The 19,260-nt window shown below is 58.7% G+C and carries 16 protein-coding genes; 9 read left to right on the top strand and 7 right to left on the bottom strand.

The window, feature by feature from the left end:
• Positions 1-13 precede the first annotated feature (13 nt).
• On the top strand, positions 14-1,741 hold the full coding sequence (locus SH664x_RS06115) for an SMP-30/gluconolactonase/LRE family protein (RefSeq protein WP_437205920.1): 1,728 nt from the start codon (positions 14-16) through the stop codon (positions 1,739-1,741).
• A 175-nt stretch (positions 1,742-1,916) separates the two neighbouring features.
• Here the strand turns inward: SH664x_RS06115 and SH664x_RS06110 are convergent, their stop codons facing one another.
• Entirely contained in the window at positions 1,917-2,273 is a 357-nt protein-coding gene (locus SH664x_RS06110; protein WP_437205918.1) for a PilZ domain-containing protein, read from the bottom strand.
• A gap of 286 nt (positions 2,274-2,559) precedes the next feature.
• Positions 2,560-4,389: a hypothetical protein gene (locus SH664x_RS06105; protein ID WP_437205916.1), complete on the bottom strand. Its 1,830-nt coding sequence runs from the start codon at positions 4,387-4,389 to the stop codon at positions 2,560-2,562.
• 338 nt (positions 4,390-4,727) lie between these two features.
• Here SH664x_RS06105 and SH664x_RS06100 point away from each other — a divergent pair, with 338 nt between their 5' ends.
• Complete coding sequence (locus SH664x_RS06100) at positions 4,728-5,981, top strand: GNAT family N-acetyltransferase (protein ID WP_437205914.1); 1,254 nt, start codon at positions 4,728-4,730, stop codon at positions 5,979-5,981.
• 73 nt (positions 5,982-6,054) lie between these two features.
• A complete protein-coding gene (locus SH664x_RS06095) occupies positions 6,055-7,008 on the top strand; it encodes a JmjC domain-containing protein (RefSeq protein ID WP_437205912.1) in 954 nt (317 codons plus the stop codon).
• A gap of 222 nt (positions 7,009-7,230) precedes the next feature.
• On the opposite strand, the gene SH664x_RS06090 is transcribed toward SH664x_RS06095, so the two are convergent.
• From SH664x_RS06090 to SH664x_RS06080, 3 genes are all read right to left on the bottom strand, one after another.
• The gene (locus tag SH664x_RS06090) at positions 7,231-9,096 is read right to left on the bottom strand and encodes a hypothetical protein (protein ID WP_437205910.1); all 1,866 of its coding nucleotides are present in this window, start codon (positions 9,094-9,096) and stop codon (positions 7,231-7,233) included.
• 537 nt (positions 9,097-9,633) lie between these two features.
• On the bottom strand, positions 9,634-10,311 hold the full coding sequence (locus SH664x_RS06085) for a class II aldolase/adducin family protein (RefSeq protein WP_437205909.1): 678 nt from the start codon (positions 10,309-10,311) through the stop codon (positions 9,634-9,636).
• 192 nt (positions 10,312-10,503) lie between these two features.
• The gene (locus SH664x_RS06080) at positions 10,504-10,962 is read right to left on the bottom strand and encodes a hypothetical protein (RefSeq protein ID WP_437205908.1); all 459 of its coding nucleotides are present in this window, start codon (positions 10,960-10,962) and stop codon (positions 10,504-10,506) included.
• Positions 10,963-11,124: 162 nt separating this feature from the next.
• Here SH664x_RS06080 and SH664x_RS06075 point away from each other — a divergent pair, with 162 nt between their 5' ends.
• The 6 genes from SH664x_RS06075 to xylA all read left to right on the top strand — a co-directional run bounded on the left by SH664x_RS06075 (position 11,125) and on the right by xylA (position 17,587).
• Positions 11,125-12,117, top strand: coding sequence for an AAA family ATPase (locus SH664x_RS06075; protein WP_437205906.1), 993 nt, complete (start codon positions 11,125-11,127; stop codon positions 12,115-12,117).
• The gene (locus SH664x_RS06070; protein ID WP_437205904.1) at positions 12,114-13,349 is read left to right on the top strand and encodes a DUF58 domain-containing protein; all 1,236 of its coding nucleotides are present in this window, start codon (positions 12,114-12,116) and stop codon (positions 13,347-13,349) included. The genes SH664x_RS06075 and SH664x_RS06070 overlap by 4 nt, the downstream gene beginning before the upstream one ends.
• Positions 13,350-13,445: 96 nt before the next feature.
• Positions 13,446-15,494 carry a transglutaminase-like domain-containing protein gene (locus tag SH664x_RS06065; RefSeq protein WP_437205903.1) on the top strand — a complete coding sequence of 683 codons (2,049 nt, stop codon included), beginning with the start codon at positions 13,446-13,448 and terminating at the stop codon, positions 15,492-15,494.
• The gene (locus SH664x_RS06060; protein ID WP_437205901.1) at positions 15,491-15,766 is read left to right on the top strand and encodes a hypothetical protein; all 276 of its coding nucleotides are present in this window, start codon (positions 15,491-15,493) and stop codon (positions 15,764-15,766) included. Before SH664x_RS06065 ends, SH664x_RS06060 begins: the two co-directional genes overlap by 4 nt.
• Before the next feature lie 40 nt (positions 15,767-15,806).
• On the top strand, positions 15,807-16,175 hold the full coding sequence (locus SH664x_RS06055) for a DUF4870 domain-containing protein (RefSeq protein WP_437205900.1): 369 nt from the start codon (positions 15,807-15,809) through the stop codon (positions 16,173-16,175).
• Positions 16,176-16,273: 98 nt separating this feature from the next.
• Entirely contained in the window at positions 16,274-17,587 is a 1,314-nt protein-coding gene (gene xylA, locus SH664x_RS06050) for a xylose isomerase (RefSeq protein ID WP_437205899.1), read from the top strand.
• Between the two features lie 57 nt (positions 17,588-17,644).
• Here xylA and ruvX read toward each other — a convergent pair whose 3' ends face one another.
• On the bottom strand, positions 17,645-18,154 hold the full coding sequence (gene ruvX / locus SH664x_RS06045) for a Holliday junction resolvase RuvX (protein WP_437205897.1): 510 nt from the start codon (positions 18,152-18,154) through the stop codon (positions 17,645-17,647).
• Positions 18,138-19,187 (bottom strand): mannose-1-phosphate guanylyltransferase, encoded by a 1,050-nt coding sequence (locus tag SH664x_RS06040; protein WP_437205895.1) that lies wholly within the window; start codon positions 19,185-19,187, stop codon positions 18,138-18,140. The genes ruvX and SH664x_RS06040 overlap by 17 nt, the downstream gene beginning before the upstream one ends.
• Between the last annotated feature and the right edge of the window lie 73 nt (positions 19,188-19,260).

Raw genomic sequence — 19,260 nt, 5'->3', positions numbered from 1 at the left:
CAAGGAGCCTCTGATGGTTCGTTCGACTGCTGTTGCGCTGCTGACGGCCTTCATTGTTTCACTGGGTGTCGCCCAGGCTCAGGAATTTCCGCTGACACCCGATTCGCTGCCGCAGGCGGATGTCCCTCAGGGAAAAATCGAAGGCCCGTTCACCTGGACGAGCAAGATCTTCCCGGGAACGGTCCGGAAGTACTGGATCTACGTCCCTGCACAATATGATGCCGCCAAACCGACCTGCCTGTTCATCCTACAGGATGGTCTGGGGCTGGCAAATGGCTGGAAAGCGGTGCCGGCCCTCGACAACCTGATTCACAAGAAAGAGATTCCGGTGCAGCTGGGGCTGTTTATCGAACCGGGAGTCCTCCCCGCGCCGAACGAAATCGCCCAGCCCCGTTTCAATCGCAGCTTCGAATACGATGCCCTCGGCCCGCGCTACGCCGACTTCCTCGTGAAAGAGATCCTCCCCGAGGTCAAGAAGAGCTACAACATCAGCGATGATCCGAATGATCGCGCCATCGGTGGCAACAGCTCAGGAGGCATCTGTGCTTTCAACGCCGCCTGGGAACGACCGGACCAATTCCGGAGAGTGATTACCGGCGTCGGCACGTATGTCGGTCTACGTGGTGCGGATCAGCTCTCCACGCTGGTCCGCAAGACGGAGCCGAAGCCGATCCGCGTCTACCTGCAGGATGGCAGTAACGACCTGAACATCTACGCGGGAGACTGGTTCAACGCCAATCAGGGAATGTTGTCCGCCCTGAAGTTCGCTGGCTATGAGGTGGAACATGCCTGGGGAGAAGGGGGACACAACGCCCGCCATATCGCCTCTGTCCTTCCCGATGCATTGCGGTTTGTCTGGAAGGACTACCCTCAACCGATCGCTCGCCCCATTAACAAGAACCAGCGGGTCGACATTCTGATTCCGGGTGAAGACTGGGTGGAGGTCAGCTCGGGGCATCAGTTCACAGAAGGACCGGCAGTGAACGAACTGGGGGAAGTTTTCTTCTCCGACGTCGGCGCTGGCAGCATCTACAAGATCGGACTCGATGGAAAAGTGTCTCTGTTCGTCGCGAACAGCCCGAAGGTGAACGGGTTAATGTTCGGACCCGATGGCAAGCTGTATGCATGCCAGCATGGGGCTCGCAAGATCGTGCGGTATGCTCCCGATGCCACGATGGAGACTGTCGTCTCCGATGTGGGATCCAACGACCTGGTGATCCTCGCGGACGGCACTGGATACTTCACCGACTACGGAAACAGCCAGATCTGGCGCTTTACCCCGAGCGGTGAGAAGTCTGTTGTCGACAAGGGGATCAAGGCACCGAATGGAATTATCGTTTCTCCGGATCAAACGCTGCTGACCGTCGCGGACAGCAATGGGCGATTCACCTATTCCTTCCAGATTCAGCCGGATGGCAAGCTGGCATATAAACAGCAATATGGCTGGCTGCATGAGCCGGACCAGCTGGGAGTCAGCGGCGCGGATGGCATGACGGTCGACACAATGGGGCGTCTGTACGTTGCCACGTTACTGGGCGTGCAGGTTCTCGATCAGCCCGGCCGCGTGAACGTGATCCTCAGCAAGCCCCAGACGGCAATGGTGTCCAATGTGGTCTTCGGCGGACCTGAGCTGGATACGTTGTATGTGACCAGCCGCGACAAAGTGTTCAAGCGGAAGATCAACGCCAAGGGAGTCTTCCCGTTCCGCGCTCCCGTGGCCCCACCGAAGCCGGGGCTCTAAGTCTCTGGCGTTTCAACCTGATTCCGTCTGCAGGAAGCGTCTGTGAGAATGTCTTCGGCGCTTCAGCCTGTGGTCAGGGCTTCGACATTCGGCGCGCGGATTGATGCTGTCCTTGGAGGCGTGCTCTGGAGAACGCAAGCGTCGTACGGCGCGTGCACTCGAAGAGCAGTGCTGTCTATGTGCCGGAAGAGTTCTGGCTGAGGAACCGTCCTCCGCTGATGAACATGCCGTTGTCACACGGACGGCACCATTCCAGCTGAACGCGATATTCGAATTCGCGGGTGTCACTGGCCATCCGCACGGTCACTTCGGCGGGGACAACATGTCCCTTATGCAGCAGGCCGATCCCAAATCGACTGATCTCACGCGTCACGGCGGCGATGGTGTTACCACGGCTGGTGACAATCTCCGCTGGAACCGAGAGCTCCAGACGTTCGGCGGTCCGACCGTGCTGGATGTCCGACTTACCGATACTTTCGAGAACGGTGCGCAGATCGTTCAGAGTCGGTCGACCCCAGGGATCGGTGCTCATACAAACCTCTTGTGCTTTCAATTCCACACGAAGCCGGAGTGAATTGCCGGGCCGTCGGCTGAAGAGTTTCAGCGGATCGTCGTCGCGGCATCGAACTCTAGTTCACAAATTGCAACAGCGACGGCAAAAAGTAAATGGTGCGGTGGAACCAGACAGAGGGCGTGTGCGGGCTTCTGAATTTCGGTCGACTGCAGAGAAATGCAAAAAGCCCCGCACGAACGATCGCGCGGGGCTTTCACGTTTTTTGACTGGCGACTTCACTCTGCCTGTTGAAGAGTGACCTCGATCAGGCAGCCCGCTTAATCCGCAGCTGCAGATTCTCTGCGGCGGGCTCTTCCGTTTCCTGAGCCAAGGGCGTCGTGGCAACTGCTGGAGGAACTTCGGCTTCGGTGTTGCGTCGGAGCAGTCTCAGGCCGAATGCCAGAGAGGCCCCTGCCGCCAGAAGTCCGCCGAGTCCCCAGAAGAGACGGGCCTGGTTTTTCGCAGACTTGGCGGTCTCTTTCCGCGGTTCCGTGGAAACCCATCGTCCCTCTTCCGGCTCAGCCGTCAGCTGGTCCCAGGCGATGGCCGATTTCGGCAAGATCGCCGGTTCCGGAGCCGTCGCTGCGGCAGGCGCCATCAACACCGGTCGCGACTCCTGCTGGACAGCCGAAGCCATCACCGGAGGAGCTGCCTGTTCCGGAAGTGACGTGACGGAATTCCACTCGGGACGTCGCGACTTCCGCTCTGGCTGCGATTCCCCAGCCGGAGTGAGGCTTTCCGCAATCGCGAACGTGACACCTCCTTCGGCCTTGGCAGGCTCGGAGGTAGGCACTTTAGCCGTCGCGGAAGGCGTGGCGTCCGGTGTTCGCTGGGCGAACGGGTTCGACGGAGTCGGAAGGGCGTTGGACGGCACTTCCGACTTGGTCGGCGTCTGGGCCGGTCGGATCTCCGGCAGGTCAAGTGCGGAACGGCTCTCGGGTTTGGCCTGAGTGACCGCTTTCGCTCCGTCCGATCCGGGGATTGGCGTCCAGCTATTCAGGTTGTTCCATTCCGGGAAGACGCTTCCCGTGGACCTCGCAGCAGGAGAGGCCGACGTGGCAGCGGTCCCAGAGGTCTGGGATGCGGCCAGCATGGCGTCGCTGTCGCTCGTCCGCCAGATTTTGGCAGCCAGTTCGCGAGCCAGCGCACTCGGGTCCTCTTCGGTGGTCCCAGGAGCGAGTTTATTCTCCGCCAGAATCTTTTCCGCCAACAGAGCACTGCGGTAGGCGGAGTGAAGTTCTCCACGCATTGCGTGTGTGTGGGCTTCGGAAAGCAGTGCTTTTACCCGCAGCCGTTTTTCCCTCTCGGCGGGAGTCATGGCGACCGGCTTCAACTGGGTTTTGGGGGTGGCCGTATCAGCCTGAGGAGTACTGTCGAGTCGGGCACGGGCTGGCGCGACGGTCCAGTCATCCGCGTGAGCCGTTGCCTGCTTCGACGGTGTCCCCGAGGTGTTCGCATTGCCCGCAGCTGCCAGTGACTTCTGGCCCTGAGTCGCGTTGGTTGCTCCTGTCCACTCCGTAGGGGGAGTCGGACCGACGACTTTGGATTTCCCCGCAGCTGCCGTGGCGGTCGGTTGGGCACTGACCTTCTGTGCCGCAAACGGATTCACTTCCGCCGTTTTTGTGGCGGTGGGCGTGCCCTCGGCAGCCGGAGCTTCCGCACCCGGGAACGGCCGGGCCGCCACAGTTTTCTGGGCACCCTCTTCCGGAATCGAGAGCGGAGTGCTGTCGTCGAGCTGTTTGGCGAGCTCGGCGGCGTTCAGAGGCCGATTGCTGGCGATCAGCTGTCCGACCGGATCACTCGCCATTTTTTCGGCAAACGGATCTTTTGCGGCCTCGCCGATCTTCTTGTCAGCCAGTGGCTTACCGGTTGAGGCGGAGGTCTGCACAATTTCGCCGGCAGCGTCGTCGAGGCGGACTTTACCAGCCTGCTCGACCTGTGGCTTCGCCTCGTCGGTCGAGTCGAGGCCGGCAGCCTTCTGCCGCCGCTGCGCGACGGAGTCTCTCTCGGCTTTCAGGGCCGCCTTGGTGGCATCGTCCTTGAAACCGGTGGAGACATCCCGCGTGGAATTGCTGAGACATCCGCTGAAATGCAAGCTGGAAATACACGATGCTGCGAAAGTTGCGCTCAATGCACAACGGCGCACTCGTGACCAATGATGGCGCATCACAGTTCCCCCCTGAGTGATGACCTGGGTCTTTCAACGGTTGTATCGACATTCCCGGTCAGATGCCGTGAATCGAAGCGTTGCAAACTTCCATTTCTAACGATTTTTCCAGTGTGTTGTGCTGCATCTCGGTCTGCATGGGATGTTGAATTGTGAAAACATCCGCACTGTCCGGAAGATGACGTAGCGTCGCAAGGAGTTGATTTTTTCAATCAGGGAAAATCGACCGGATGACGCATTCAGGGACGAATCAGAGCGGACAATCCATGCCTCTGACACCTCTTACTGACAGCACTGACTCTCCACCGGCGGCCGAGCCCTTAACCGGGGGACCGTTGACGAATGTTGTCACTGCGCAAGGCGAATACGCCGTTTCCGTTGTGACGAATCTGGAGCAACTGGGTGCACTCGAGGCAGACTGGACCGATCTGGCCGCTCAGGCTGTTGAGCAGAATGTCTTCTACGAACCCTGGATGCTGATGCCGGCGATTGATCACCTCGGTGAGCAGGAGCAGTGGCATTTCGTCATTGTGGTAAAAAATCATCCTGCAGAACCTCCGCGGCTGTGCGGGTTCTTCCCGTTTATTGAAACCCGGGGACCGGGGCGAATTCGGCAGCTGACTCTCTGGAAACACGATTTCTGCTTCCTGACGACTCCCCTGATCCGGACGGGGCACCTCGCCGGGGTGCTGCAGGCGGTCGTCCGGTATTGCGAGCAGTCCTGCGGGGATCGACCGCTCATCGAGCTGCCGTTGATCCCCGGCGAAGGACCATTCCAGCAGGCGATTGTGGACCTTTTCCGGTCGACGCTGACCACCACGTTTCAGCGAGATCAGTTCCTTCGCGCGATCGTGCAGATTCCCGACGACGCCGAGAACTATCTGAAGACATCGATTGGCGGACATCACTTCCGCGAACTGAATCGCAATCGCCGCAAGCTCGAGCAGCGCGGCACACTCGAATATCGCTTCATGCACGATCCCCGGACCGTCTGTCACTGGACGGAATGGTTTCTCGATCTGGAAGCTCGCGGTTGGAAGGCCCAGGCCGGCACCGCGATGCAGCTGATTCCGGCGCACAGCGTCTTTTTCCGTCAGGCGACATTCACCGGAGCGCAGCAGGGGAAAGTCCGGTTTGAAGGTCTGTTCCTGAACGGCGAACCGATTGCGCTGAAGTGCAACCTCGTGAGCGCCCCCGCCTGCTTCGCATTCAAAATCGCGTTTGACGAGACACTCAAAAAACACTCACCCGGTGTGCTGTTGGAACTCGAGAGCCTGCGCACCTTGTCCCGGACTCCCGAGATTCGTTGGTGCGATTCCTGTGCGGTGCCCGGGCATCAGATGATCAACCGGCTCTGGACCGAGCGGCGGGTGATTCAGCATCTGCATTTTGCCACCGGCCGCGGAACAGGGCCGCTGCTCTTGGGAACACTGCCGCTACTCCGGGCGGTCAACCGGCTGCGGAAGCAATGGTTTGGAAAGCGTGAACCCGGGGAGAGCACCCCACCCAGTTCGCTGTGAATGCAGCCCCCCGGAATTCCGTCGGACACACACCAGTTTCTGAGCACAACTCCCTTTTCGAGAGGTCATTTTCATGTCGACTTCCGTAGTCAACCGGACCAGCCCATCTGCTGGTACCCTCGCGGGTCCGGCCCCGTCGCATCTGTTGATTCAACCGGTGGAATTCGAGCGGAATTTCGGACGGCAGCCGTTCCTGATTCAGCATACGCTCTGCCAGCATCCCCTGTTTCAGATTGAACGTCTGCTGCAGCTGGCCCAGTCACTCCCGCAGCAGAATATTGAGTACAATGCAGGGAATCTGCCGATCAGCATCGATCCGGCGCTTACGCCGCGAAACGGTCTGACTCCGGAAGAGACGATCCGTCGGATCTCCGAGTGCCGTTCGTGGCTGGTGCTGAAGTATGTCGAACGTGATCCGGAATACTCCGCACTGCTCAATGAATGTCTCAATGAAATCCGTGTCCACTCCGAGGGGCTGTACCCGGGAATGACGCAGCCGCAGGCCTTCATCTTTTTGACATCACCCGGCTCGGTCACTCCTTACCACATCGACCCGGAGCACAACTTCCTGTTGCAGATTCAGGGGAGCAAGGAAGTCCGGATGCTCGACGGCCGCGATCGCACGATTGTGAGCGAGGAAGATCTGGAGCACTTCTACTCCGACCGGGGACGCAACCTGAAACTGAAAGCGGATCATGAAGGGGCCGGGTGGACCTATCAGCTCACTCCCGGAAACGGACTTCACTTCCCGGTGACCTATCCTCACTGGGTCAAGAACGGAGACGCGGTCTCCATTTCATTCAGCATTACATTCCGGACTCCCGATCTCGATCGTCGTCGCGCCCTGTATCAGGTGAACGACTCTCTTCGTCAGCGCGGAAAGCAGCCCTGGCCTGTCGGACAGAACGCGCTGCGGGACTCGCTCTACTATGCAGGTTTTCGTCTGAAGCGGAAAATCGGCCGCCTGCTGGGACGAAAGGCAGCTACCGCATGCCAGCACCGGATGGGTGGCGGAGGGGACTGTTAGAGCATCTTGATTTTGGATTACTGCGTCTTCGCCATGCAGATGTCCGCATGGCATCAAACGCAGCGATTGGTGACCGTGAGAATGCGTCGGCCGCACGACGACTCACCTCGAGTGTCGGTTCAACAGTTTTGAGATAGCCGAGCAGAATGCTCCACCCCAGATGCGACAAGGTCACGGCTCGCACCGTGACCTTGTTCGTTTTCAATCGGCCGCGTGGCGTGATTACTTCAGGTTCTCATTGGCGAACTTGGCAATCACGACACCGAGGGCTTTCAGAACTCCCTTCTGGACGTTCCCTTCACCCGAGAGCGTGTCGTCTTCGGTCAGGACGAGCTTCAATTCAAACGTGTCGTCCAGTCCTTCCATTCCGGCAATGGCTGCTTCCTGCCACTGGAAATCTTTCAGGGCACTGGTCGGACGTTTGGCCGGAGCTTCGTCTTTTCCCTTGGGCTTCTCTTTGTCCTTCGCGGCGAGCTGCTCGGCACGAGCTTCTTTCAGCGTGACGGCATTCAGGACGCCGAGATCAGCCTCTTTGATGAAGTCATTCATGGTCCGTAGCACCGGCTGGGCGTGCATCTTCAGTGACAGTGCGACTCCATCGGGCTTCAGATCTTTCGCGGCGGCCACGGCTTCAATCCGGCTCGTCAAAACGGACTGGGCATCGGCTCCCGTCGACAGCCAGAAGGCGTCATCGGTGACAGCCAGAAACGCCTGACGATCGGTGCCGTAGAAATCGGTCAGCGACTTGGGGGCATCGGGCCGCAGCTTCAACTGATGAATGGTCACGTCACCCGCTTTGGCGACATCTTTGGTCAGAGTCCAGGTCTTGTTGGCTGCCGGCAGCAGATCGATGATCTGATTGATCTTGTCTTTGCCGTTGCAGCGAATGCCCATGACCAAAGCATGTTTTCCCTTGGAGGGGATGACATCCAGAAACCCGTCGACCCGTCCCAGCTTGCTGCTTTCACTGAAGACGTCCAGCAACAGGGAGGCAGCGGACTGCCGGGCGGTTTTTTCAGCGGCGTCGGCTTTCTCATCAGACGCAATCTTCTCTTTCACCACGGGACGGGAGAGTTCGTAGATTTCCCGGTAACCCGCTTCACGCGCTGCTTCGATCGGCAGGTTCACCCTCAGTGCGACAACTGCGTCCGCCGGAGCAGCGATACCACCGAAATAACTTGCCTGCTCTTTGAGCTTGCTGAAGTTGGCGGCGAGATCGGTGTCGGGAAGAGCGGTCAACGTCAGCTGGCTTGGTGCATCGGCCTTCTCGGTGTTGACGTTCAGCTTGAGGTCAACCGCTTTCGATTCCACGAACCACTGCTCAAAAGCAGCGATCGACTGGAGACGAACCCGCTTCCTCAAGGCGAACTGGTCAGCCGACTCGGTCGATCCCTTTTTGAGACCGTCCAGCACAATTTCGCGGTAGTAATCGAAGGCGGCCTTGCGATCCGGAATGGTTTCAGCGGTGTTGTGAAGCTGCAGAAAAACCAGCGAGTCTTTTCCGAGCTCATTCCCCAGAATCGCGGGGGAGGCTGTGTCCGCCGGCAGGGCTTCTTTGGTCTTGTAGAAGATGGCGTAGTGGTCCGGGCTGGTCAGTTCGCGAAGGAACCCTTCGTAAACTTCCCCGCTCAAGGCGTACAGCCCTTTTTCCTTGGCATCTTTCTTGGCATCAATCCCGATCGGCGACAGGTTGTCGTCGAGAAACTCTTTGAAGTTGGAGACCGGAATCATCGCCTGCATCAGGTTGGCGGATGGTTCGGGCTGAAGGCGGCCCACCGCAGGATCAAAAAGCTGATCGAAGCGGATCGGTTGGTCGAGGGCCACGCCGATGAGGAAGACTTCGATATTGGGATAGAGATCCTGTTCCCAGTTGGCCTTCTTGTTCGCCAGTTCGGCGACGATGAATTCCAGAGCGCCGGTCGCTTTTTCCGCGCTGCTGATACCGGCCACGATGCGTGTCGGCTTCCCGGGATTCGCGTCGGCTTTTGCTGGGCCTTGCGCTGAAACAGGGTTGGCCCCCCCCGCAATCAGCGTCAGCAAAACCAGACCCGAAACCAGAGCACGCGTGCCGATTCGGTTGAGGTTCACTATTGAGACTCCTTCCAAACGCCACCCTTTTTTGGCACCAAGGGGGGCAACTATTTCTGTGGACGTAGCTTGGACCCGTCTGCCAGCCGAAGTCGGCAGTATTTGTGAGAATAGGGAACTCATGATAATGCGACAAGATTGGTTCGAGCTGTCTGACGCCTCTTCGATGTCCCTACAGGGGGACCCTGCAGCCTCGACTGTGAATCAGTTCGACAGCACCGCAAGTGCTGATTGAGATTGATTTTGCCGAATTGCTGCGGCCTGTAGAGATTCTGGGACAGCTACGTCAGACCGGGTTCGTACGGTGTATTCGTTGCCTCCGGTGGTCTTTGACATTCAACCTGCAGAGTGTCCGTTGCCCTCTCGATTTTGACCGCTGTCGCCCCATGAACATTGAGAAGGACCACGCCGCGTCGCTTGGCGGCGGGGGCTCAATCGACAGGGAAATCTTGCAGAGGTCGCCCGTCGACCGAACTTTCCGGGAATCGGAAAATCGTCCGGCAGTTGGATGTGAATTCTGGCACAGCGTGTGACATGTCAGGGGTCGTGGAAGCGGGGATCGTCGTAGCCGAGACGTTTTTTCAGGTCCAGCAGTTCGCGGATGTGGTCGGGGCTGAGAGGTACCGGGTTTCCCAGAGACCGGGAGAGCAGGACGGTCCGGCAATGGGCCTCCAGGATTTCCGTCCTCCAGAAGGCTTCTTCCAATGTTTTTCCGAACGTGACGGTGCCGTGATTGCTGAGCAGAATGGCACTCGTTCCCGACAGAAACGGGACGACCGTTTTGGCGAAGGTCTGGCTTCCCGGCGTGTCGTAAGGGGCGAGGGGGACCGGTCCGAGAAAGACCTCGACTTCCGCCGAGATCCCGCGCGGCAAGGGCTGTCGCGTCAGTGCGAAGGCTGTTGCATGGGGGGGATGAGCATGGACGACCGCCTGCACATCGGGGCGGTGTCGATAGATCTCCAGATGAAGCAGAATTTCGCTGGTCCGGGCACGACTCCCTGAGAGTCGTTGCCCCGTGCCATCGACCACGCAAAGATCTTCAGGCGACATCCGCCCCTTGCAGATCATGGTGGGCGTACAGAGGAATTCCTGCGGGCTCAGGCGGCAGGAGAGGTTTCCTTCCATCGCTGCGACGAAGCCTTTGTCGTACATCCTTCGCCCGATCTCGCAGATCTCGGCCCGCTGTAATGAATCATCTTGTCCTTGAGAACTCAATGGGGCACTCCGGGGCGGCCTGCAGCGCGATCGCCAGGTGATCGTGAGAATCGGGCGACTTTGAATTTTGTCTTTCGTCGAGGCTGCCCGGCTACGAGTTCGAGGATTTTGACTCGATTGCCCCCTTCGCGGGGACTGGTCAAAGCAACCAGCACGAGTGAATTCGTGGAGTTGAAAACGAGAGGGCTTCTGCTAATTCCGATACTGGCTGGCATGATTCTCCACGAAGTTCCGCCACTTCGTTTCCGTGGGGAATTTTGCCAGAATCATCGCTGCGAGAACCCCGATCACCGCCAGGGAGATGGTTCTGCCGTCGACAAAGTAGGCGATGGCATTCAGGAATCCGCTCCCCTCGCAGAGCGCTGCCGAAATAATGGTTTGGGTCTGCCACTTGTTTGCCAGCACAGTGAGTGAATCGTCTGGGCGAGACAGGTGAAGCCGTGGCGGGAGAATTCGGGAAAGGACACCAGTCACTATCCCGATTCCCAGGCAGAGCTTCGTGAGGAGGCCGTCTGTCCCTTGTTGCGACGTCCTGCCGAGACGGAGACCGATCATCAACGCAGTGGCCATGATCAGTCCTACGACCAATGCCAGGATAATGATCCGTGTCGAGAGAACGGGGGACTGGTGAGATGGTTCGAGTTCACCCATAGTGCTGACTCCTTAAAGATGCCGCCCGGATGTCAACGTGTTCCTGCTGCAGGTTGCCGCATCGTTCACATAAAAAAACGCCCTGTTAAGAGGCAGCTTCCTCAGCGATACGCTACAGTAAAAGGAACACTGGACCATCTCAAGTGTTTTCGCTGGATCGTCATGTCGAAAGGTGTCGAACAGGAAGTGACAGCACAGCTCAACTCGCATGATGACCCTGCCGTAACGGCACCGGAGCGGTTGGCGCTCCTCAAGCGAAATCTTTCCTCGGTGATTCGTGGAAAAGAGGAGACCATCGATGTCCTGCTGATGGCATTGCTGGCGGGCGGATCGGTGCTGATGGAGGATGTGCCCGGCGTCGGCAAAACAACGCTGGCCAAGGCGTTGGCCCGCTCTCTCGATACTGAGTTCCGCCGCGTGCAGTTCACGCCGGACCTGCTCCCCTCCGACATTCTGGGAGCTTCCATCTATAATCCCGCGAACGGCTCTTTCACGTTCAAGGAAGGGCCGATTTTCTGCAGTATTCTGCTGGCGGATGAAATCAATCGTGCTTCGCCCCGTACGCAATCCGCGCTGCTCGAAGCGATGAGTGAAGGTCAGGCGACCATCGAAGGAGTCCGGCACCCCCTGCCAGATCCGTTTCTCGTCCTGGCGACACAGAATCCGGTCGACTTCCACGGAACCTATCCGCTGCCCGAAGCGCAGCTCGACCGGTTTCTGCTCCAGCTGCATGTCGGGTATCCGGGCCGTGACATGGAGATCGCCCTGCTGTATGACCAGTCGCAGTCCACCCCGCTCGACGAGTTGGGACCGGTGCTGACGATGGATCAGGTGGCCCATCTGCGGCATGAAGTTCAGCGCGTGCGGGTGGAACGGTCGATCGCCGCCTATCTGGTTGATCTGGTGGCCCGCACTCGGGTTCATCCGCTCCTGAAGCTGGGGGTGAGTCCCCGAGGAACGCTGATGTTCTACCGGGCGGCGCAGGCGTGTGCCTTTTTACGGGGCCGCGATTACGTCCTCCCGGACGATGTGCAGTTCATGTCTATTTATGTCCTGCCGCACCGACTTGTCCTGACTCCCAAGGCCCGCTACAGCGGCATTACCAAAGAGCAGGTGGTCGAAGAGATTGTCACCCAGTTTCCGGTCCCGACATGAAACGGCAACTTTCCGGCTATCTCCGATCCTGGCTGCTGTACTTCCAGTTCAAGTTCACGCCGCCGGGGCGGGTCGCCATTATGGTTCTGTTCCTCACCGCCTTTGGAGTGGTGACGGTCGAAGTCCCGGTCTATCAGATTTTCTGCTCGTTGTGCGGCCTGCTGCTGTGTGTGGAGTTCGTCGGAATGGTAATGCGTCCCCGGCTCAAGGTGAGCGGAACGCTTCCGGAACGGATCGCGGCCGGTGAAGTCGCAACGGGCTCGGTGACCATTGAGAACGTCGGCTTTCTGCCCGCGCTGGACATCATGTGCGGATTGTTTGGACTGCCTGCGGGCTTGTCGCACCGGGATGCGACCGGCATGCTCCCCTCAATTCCCAAGGGAGAACGTCGGCTGCTGCCGGTGACTCTGCAAGGAGTTCGGCGGGGTGAATATGCCCTCCCCGAAATGCATGTGCACAGCACGTTTCCTTTGAACCTGATGCGTTTCGGACGGGCGGTGGTTCCGGCCGGGAAGCTGACGGTTGTTCCCGCGTTTCATCGGCTTGAACAGTTCGCGATTCCCATTTCGAAACGCTACCAGTTGGGGACCATGCTGCAGGACAGCAAAATCGGTGATGCTCCCGAGTATATCGGAAACCGGGATTACGTCCCGGGGGAAGCACTCAAACGCGTCGACTTTCGGGCGTGGGCCCGCGTCGGCAAACCGGTCGTCCGTGAGTATCAGGATGAATACTGCTCGCGCGTCGCGATGGTGCTCGATACCCACATCCCCTATCGCTTTCGTCAGTTCCAGCCGGAGACCTTTCCCCGCTTCGAGGCGGCCGTCAGTCTGACAGCATCCATCGCCGACTTTCTCGATGGAGCCGAGGCGGCGATCGATGTTTTCGCAGCAGGGCCTGACCTGTATCTCTTTCAGACCGTTTCCGGGATCACCTACCTCGAATCGGTGCTGGAGATTCTGGCGGCGGTGGAAACCTCGCGGCACAACCCGTTCGAAAAGTTGACTCCGGTGATCGCGGAATCACTGGAATCGACATCCGTCGTGATCTGCGTATTTCTGGACTGGGACGATTCCCGGGAAGAGCTGACCCGCCAGATTGTGGAACACGGGTGTGCCCTCAGGGTGTTTCTGATCCGTGAACAATTGCCGGAAAAGGCATTTCCCAGCGACGAGTCGAACACCCACTTTACGCCACAGCAGATCTTGCAGGGACAGGTCAGATCCCTGTAGGCCCCGCTGTTGATGCGGATGCGGATTGGGGTGCGGCTCCTGAAAATCTGCGGTTCGAAGTAGTCAGGCGGACAAGTTTCCCGGCAGAATAGACGGATGCAGAACTGGATCGGACTTCACCGACTTCCTTCCCTACAGCGGACCGCTGCGGTGGGGATGGTCTTGCTTCAGGCCTGCGCGTTGCGGTTCCTGATGGAGGCCCCGACGCTGTCTGTGGTGGCGATGATTCTGGTACTGCTCAGCTGGCAGATGCCGCGCAGGCTGCTGCTGTCGGAACGTCACCTCGCCGTCGGCTACTGGATGATCGTGTTGATCAGCATTGGCCGATACTACTTCATGCCGAAGGAATTCGACTTTGACAATACGTTTGTCAACAGCGAGCTGGCCTATGAACTGGCCAGCGGCAGTCTGCTGATCGGCGTCTGGACCCTCTGGTCGCGTCGCTATGCGGAGCAGCTTCCCGTCTGGTTTCTGGCGACTTCGGCTGTCGGCTTCGTCTTCAGTGGCGATATCCGCATTACCCCGCAGTTGCGGCAGGGAATCATCGCACTGATTCTGGCATACCTGCTGTGCTGGATGGCCTTTTGCGCCTGTTGCCGCAAGGGGTCGGCCGCGCGCCAGAGAGCCCCGGCAGTACGCAGCATTCTGATCCTGCTCGTGCTCACTTTCGGCGGAACGATCGGCTATGTCGGGTCATCCCTTTTGTTCCGCCATGAGAGCCGGCTGGAGCACGTATTGACGCAGTGGATGTCCGTCACCGAACAGAATTTCAACGCAGCTGGTTTTTCAGGGCGGGGGGGACTGTCCGACATTTCGCGATGGAAAAGCTCGGGCGGAGAGCTCCAGACGCTCCGGATTCAGGCTGACAATCGTCCCGGATACATGCGGGGGCAGTCGTTCAACCTGCTACTCGACGACCGTTGGCAGAATACGTATCAGGATGTCACGCTGCTGCCGACACGGGCTTCAGCGATTCCGGCCGAGGATCGTCCGCACGAGAATCTGTTCGTCATCAGCCGGCACCAGTCGGACGGCCTGCGGAAGCTCGAAATCTGGCCGGTGAATATCGATTCATTCGGCTTCTGCTTTTCGCAGCTGGGAACCGTCGCGGTGGCCTGCGGATCGGACGCAATTATGGTCGACGCCAGCAATGTGGTGCAGCGTCCGTCGCCCGACACCATGAATTCCTACATCACTTACCTCGCACCACAGCCGTCGGAAGGACTGCGCGATCTGTCGGGCTATCTGATTTTGCCGGAGCGGCTGAGTCCGGAGGTGCGGAAACTGGCGCAGGAGATTTGCGAAGGGCGGGAAACAACCGCCGAGAAAATCCGGGCGGTAGAGGATTTTTTTCATCAGAATTTCCAGTACCAGCTGGGGGTTCACATCTCGCGCGAGCATGACCGCCTCGCGTACTTTCTTCTGGAACGCGTGCCGGCGCACTGCGAATATTTTGCCACCGCCTCGGCAATTCTGTTGCGGATTGCGGGAGTTCCGACACGTTACGTGACCGGATTTGTCGTTGATGAGCAGAATCCCCTGGATGGCTCGTGGGTCGCCCGTCGCAAGGATGCCCATGCCTGGGTGGAAGCTTACGACGGGGAGCGAGAACGCTGGGTGATCGTCGAGTCGACCCCCTCCAATGGCGTCCCGAGTGCGGTGGAACAGCCCCCCTCGCGCGATGCGTTTGATGCGATGAGATTCTGGATGACAAGGGTCCGTGAATTCGTGAAAGGGGGGGCGCTGAAGCGTCTGGCTATAGCCATCGCCGGACCGTTGGTGCTGCTGGCGGGGCTGGTGTTCCTCGTCGGGTCATTACGAAATGGGATCCGGTCGCTACTGACGGAGCGCGTGAAATCCGAGGTCACGGAGAGTCCCCAGTCGCGGCTGACAACCGAACGGCAGAAGATGGACCAGTTCCTCGCGAAGCAGGGAATTCTCCGCCCCGAGCACGAAACGCTCAGCCGCTTTGCGAAACGTCTGGAAGGGGAACAACGAATTCCGAATGCTGCCGGTGTTGCAGACTGGTACCGTCGATATGCCGTGCTCCGCTATGCGGTCGCATCACTGGGAGAGGAATCTTATGAAGGGATTCGACAGTCTCGTCGGTCTCTCATTCATAATGCCGGGAAGGCTCGAACATGAGTATGCCGTCGCCGTTGGCTGCGTGGATCGACCAGCCGGTTGTTCTGGATGTCGCTGCCCCTTATGTCTACATCGGGACCTTGCTCGGGGAAGACCATCACTACCTGATACTGAGGGATGCCGATGTGCACGATCTGCGTGACAGCAGCACCACGCGAGAGCTCTACATCCTCGATTCGCGCCGGCATGGAGTGGGTGTCAACCGGAAGCGCGTGCTCGTTCAGAAAAGTCAGGTGGTCAGCCTCTCGCTGCTGACCGATGTGGTGGAGTAAATTTTCATTGTAACCGGGTCACCTGCTTCGGGAGATGATCATGACCTTCGATACCGAATCACCTGATGAACAGCAGGTCCGGACATGGGCGATGGCGCTGCATCTCTCGCAGTTCGCCGCGTACTTTGTTCCCATTGCCGGAATTGTGGCTCCGATCGTGATCTGGCAGCTGCAGAAGGACAAAATGCCGCAGCTTGATCCGCACGGCAGAAATATCGTGAACTGGCTGATCTCGCAGTTCATTTATCTGGCGATCAGTGGCCTCCTGGTTTTCGTGTTGATCGGCTTTCCCCTGCTGATCGTCTTTTCGCTGCTGGGGGTGATTTTCCCGATCATTGGTGCGGTCAAGGCCATGAATGGCGAAGTCTGGAAGTATCCGCTGACGATCGAGTTCATCGGGCCGAACTGACGTTCACGAGGGAAACACCGCTCGGTTCCCTACTGAGGAGCGTTCGTATAAATTTCCGTTCATCAGTGGAACTCAGTGCCTCATAGGATCAACACCCGATGTCCGAGTTTTTTCCGGAAGTGCAGACGATTCGCTTTGAAGGGCCTCAAAGCAAAAACCCGTTGGCCTTCAAGCACTACAACCCCGATGAGGTTGTGGAACGCAAAACGATGAAGGAGCTGTTCCGCTTCAGCGTGGCCTACTGGCACACGATGCGCGGAACGGGAAGTGACCCCTTTGGCTCCGCCACGATCCACCGGGCCTGGGATGACGGCTCCAACTCCGTCGAGAATGCACTGCGGCGCGTCGATGCCGCGTTCGAATTCATCAGCAAACTGGGAGCCCCCTTCTACTGCTTTCACGATCGGGACGTGGCGCCGGAAGGGGCGACGCTGCGGGAGTCGAATGCCAACCTCGACAAAGTCGCCGCCAAACTGAAGCAAAAGCAGCAGGAGACCGGCATCGGACTGCTGTGGGGAACCGCCAATCTGTTCAGCAACCCCCGCTTTCTGCATGGTGCAGCCACCAGCTGCAACGCGGACGTGTTCGCATTCGCCGCCGCGCAAGTGAAGAAGGCAATCGAAGTGACCCACGACCTGCAGGGGGCGGGATACGTCTTCTGGGGTGGTCGTGAAGGGTACATGAACCTCTTCAACACCAACATGCAGCGTGAACTCGATCACCTCGCCCGGTTCATGCACATGGCACATGACTACGCGAAATCGATCGGCTTTGAGGGACAGTTCTACTTCGAGCCGAAGCCGAAAGAGCCAACCAAACACCAGTACGATTTCGACGCGGCCACCTGCCTCAACTTCATCGGCCGCAATGGGCTGGACGGCATTGTGAAGCTGAACCTTGAAACCAATCATGCCACGCTGGCCGGGCATTCCATGATGCACGAAATGGAATACGCCCGTATTCACAATGCACTCGGCTCGATCGACGCCAACACCGGCGATCTGCTGCTTGGCTGGGATACTGACCAGTTCCCGACCGATGTCTACGTCGCGACACAGATCATGCTGGTGTTGCTGGAACAAGGGGGCTTCACCACTGGTGGAACCAACTTCGACGCCAAAGTCCGTCGTGAAAGCTTTGAGCCGATTGACCTCTTCCACGCCCATATCGGGGCGATGGATGCCTTTGCTCGCGGTGCTAAAATCGCTGCCGCAATTCGCCGGGACGGCGTGCTTAAAAAGTTCGTTCAGGAGCGCTATTCCAGTTTCGACTCGGGCATTGGAGCCGAGATTGAAGCGGGCAAGGCGAACTTTGCCTCGCTGGAAAAGTACATTCTGGAGAAAGGAGAAGCGGCGGCCAACCGGAGCGGTCGTCAGGAATGGATCGAAAACCTGATCAACGACTATCTCTGAGTCGCGGTGAGTCGAGCATTCTGACTTTTGACTCCCCCGTCTTCACGACTTGCGAGTTCATGTTCCCTCGTCCGTCGGACCCACCTCTGCGGACGAGGGAGCTTTTTTGCCCAGGTCTCGGTCCAGAAACGCCTGCAGGAAGATCTGCGCTGCGACCATGTCGACGCGACGCTTCCTCTGCTTGCTCGAGAGTTCCGCGTTCAGCAGATAATCCTCCGCAGCTGCCGAGGTATACCGTTCGTCCCAATAAGCCACCGGCAGGCCGGAGAGTGTGGCCAGCCAATTTCCGAACGCCTGAGCCTCGCGTGATTTCTGACTCGATTCGCCGCTGATGTGAATCGGCAGGCCGACCACCAGTCCTTTGGCCCGGTAGTTTTCGAAGAGTTCCCGAAAGTAGCGGGTGTCGAGCTGCGGGTTGCGGACCGTATAAATTTCCAGTGGGCTGGCAATGGTCTGGTCGGGTGTTGAGATCGCCAGACCAATGCGTTTGGTGCCGTAGTCGATCCCCAGCAGTGTCCCGAACCGCGGGAAATCGTCAGGGAGCAAACTGTCAGAGGAAGCTGCCATAACCCTGTTCTTCCAGCATGGTGATCAGCTTGCGGATCGCGTCCTCATCATGACGGTCGGCCACCAGAGTGGCCTCGTCGGTCTGGACGATAATGCAGTCGTGCATGCCGATCGTCGCCACCAGACGTCCCGCCGTGGAATGGACGATGCAGTTCGAGGTGTCGATGCCACAGAACGTGCCAATCACCGAGTTGCCGTTGATATCCGCTTTGTTGAGCCGGGCCATCGCTCCCCAGCTCCCCACATCGTCCCAGCCGAACGTGGCCTCGACAACAGCGATATGGGGGTCTCTCTCGAGAACAGCGTAATCGACCGAAATCGATTTCATCTGCGGAAAGACCCGTGCGAGTTCGTCGGTCCAGGAGGGTTGACCGACATGCGGCTTCAGCTCTTCGAGAAGTCGAGCGATTTCGGGTTCATACGTGGCGATCGCCTGCAGAATGCGGTCGGCGCGCCAGATGAAGATGCCGCAGTTCCAGAAGAACCGCCCCGCCCGCAGATATTCTTCGGCGGTGGCGCGATCCGGTTTTTCACGAAAGGCGGTCACTTCCGCAGCCTGACTTCCCAAAGAAGCGCCACGCTCGATGTAACCAAAGCCGGTGGCCGGATAGGTGGGGGTGATCCCCAGCAGCACCAGTCGACGGGGATCCGCATTGATCAACTCGACGGCCCGTTGAATGTCCGCCTGAAACGCACCCGGATCGTCGATGATCTGGTCGGCGGGAGTCAACAGCATGATGGCGTCCGGATCCTCTGCCAGCAGGCAGAGCGCTGCCAGTCCGACGCAGGGGGCGGTATTCCGCGCACACGGTTCCAGTAGAATCTGGGAGACGGGAACGTCGGGCAGATGCTGCTGTGTTTGCTCTCCAAAGCGCGTGTTCGTGACCACCCAGGTTCGCTGAGGAGGGATGGCCGGCTGACAGCGATCAGCGGCCAGCTGAATCAGGGAGCGTTCTCCCGTGAATTTCAGAAATTGCTTCGGGATGGAACGACGACTTACCGGCCAGAAGCGTGTTCCGCTTCCGCCAGCCATAATGACTGCATGCAACATAGGATTGACAGGGGGCAGGCGACTTCAGAATGGTATCCGATGCCGGACGCACAAG

It is taken from the genome of Planctomicrobium aquicomposti (genome assembly GCF_051466325.1).
In the GTDB taxonomy this organism is placed as follows: domain Bacteria; phylum Planctomycetota; class Planctomycetia; order Planctomycetales; family Planctomycetaceae; genus Planctomicrobium.
This window is presented reverse-complemented; position numbering and strand designations above follow the sequence as displayed.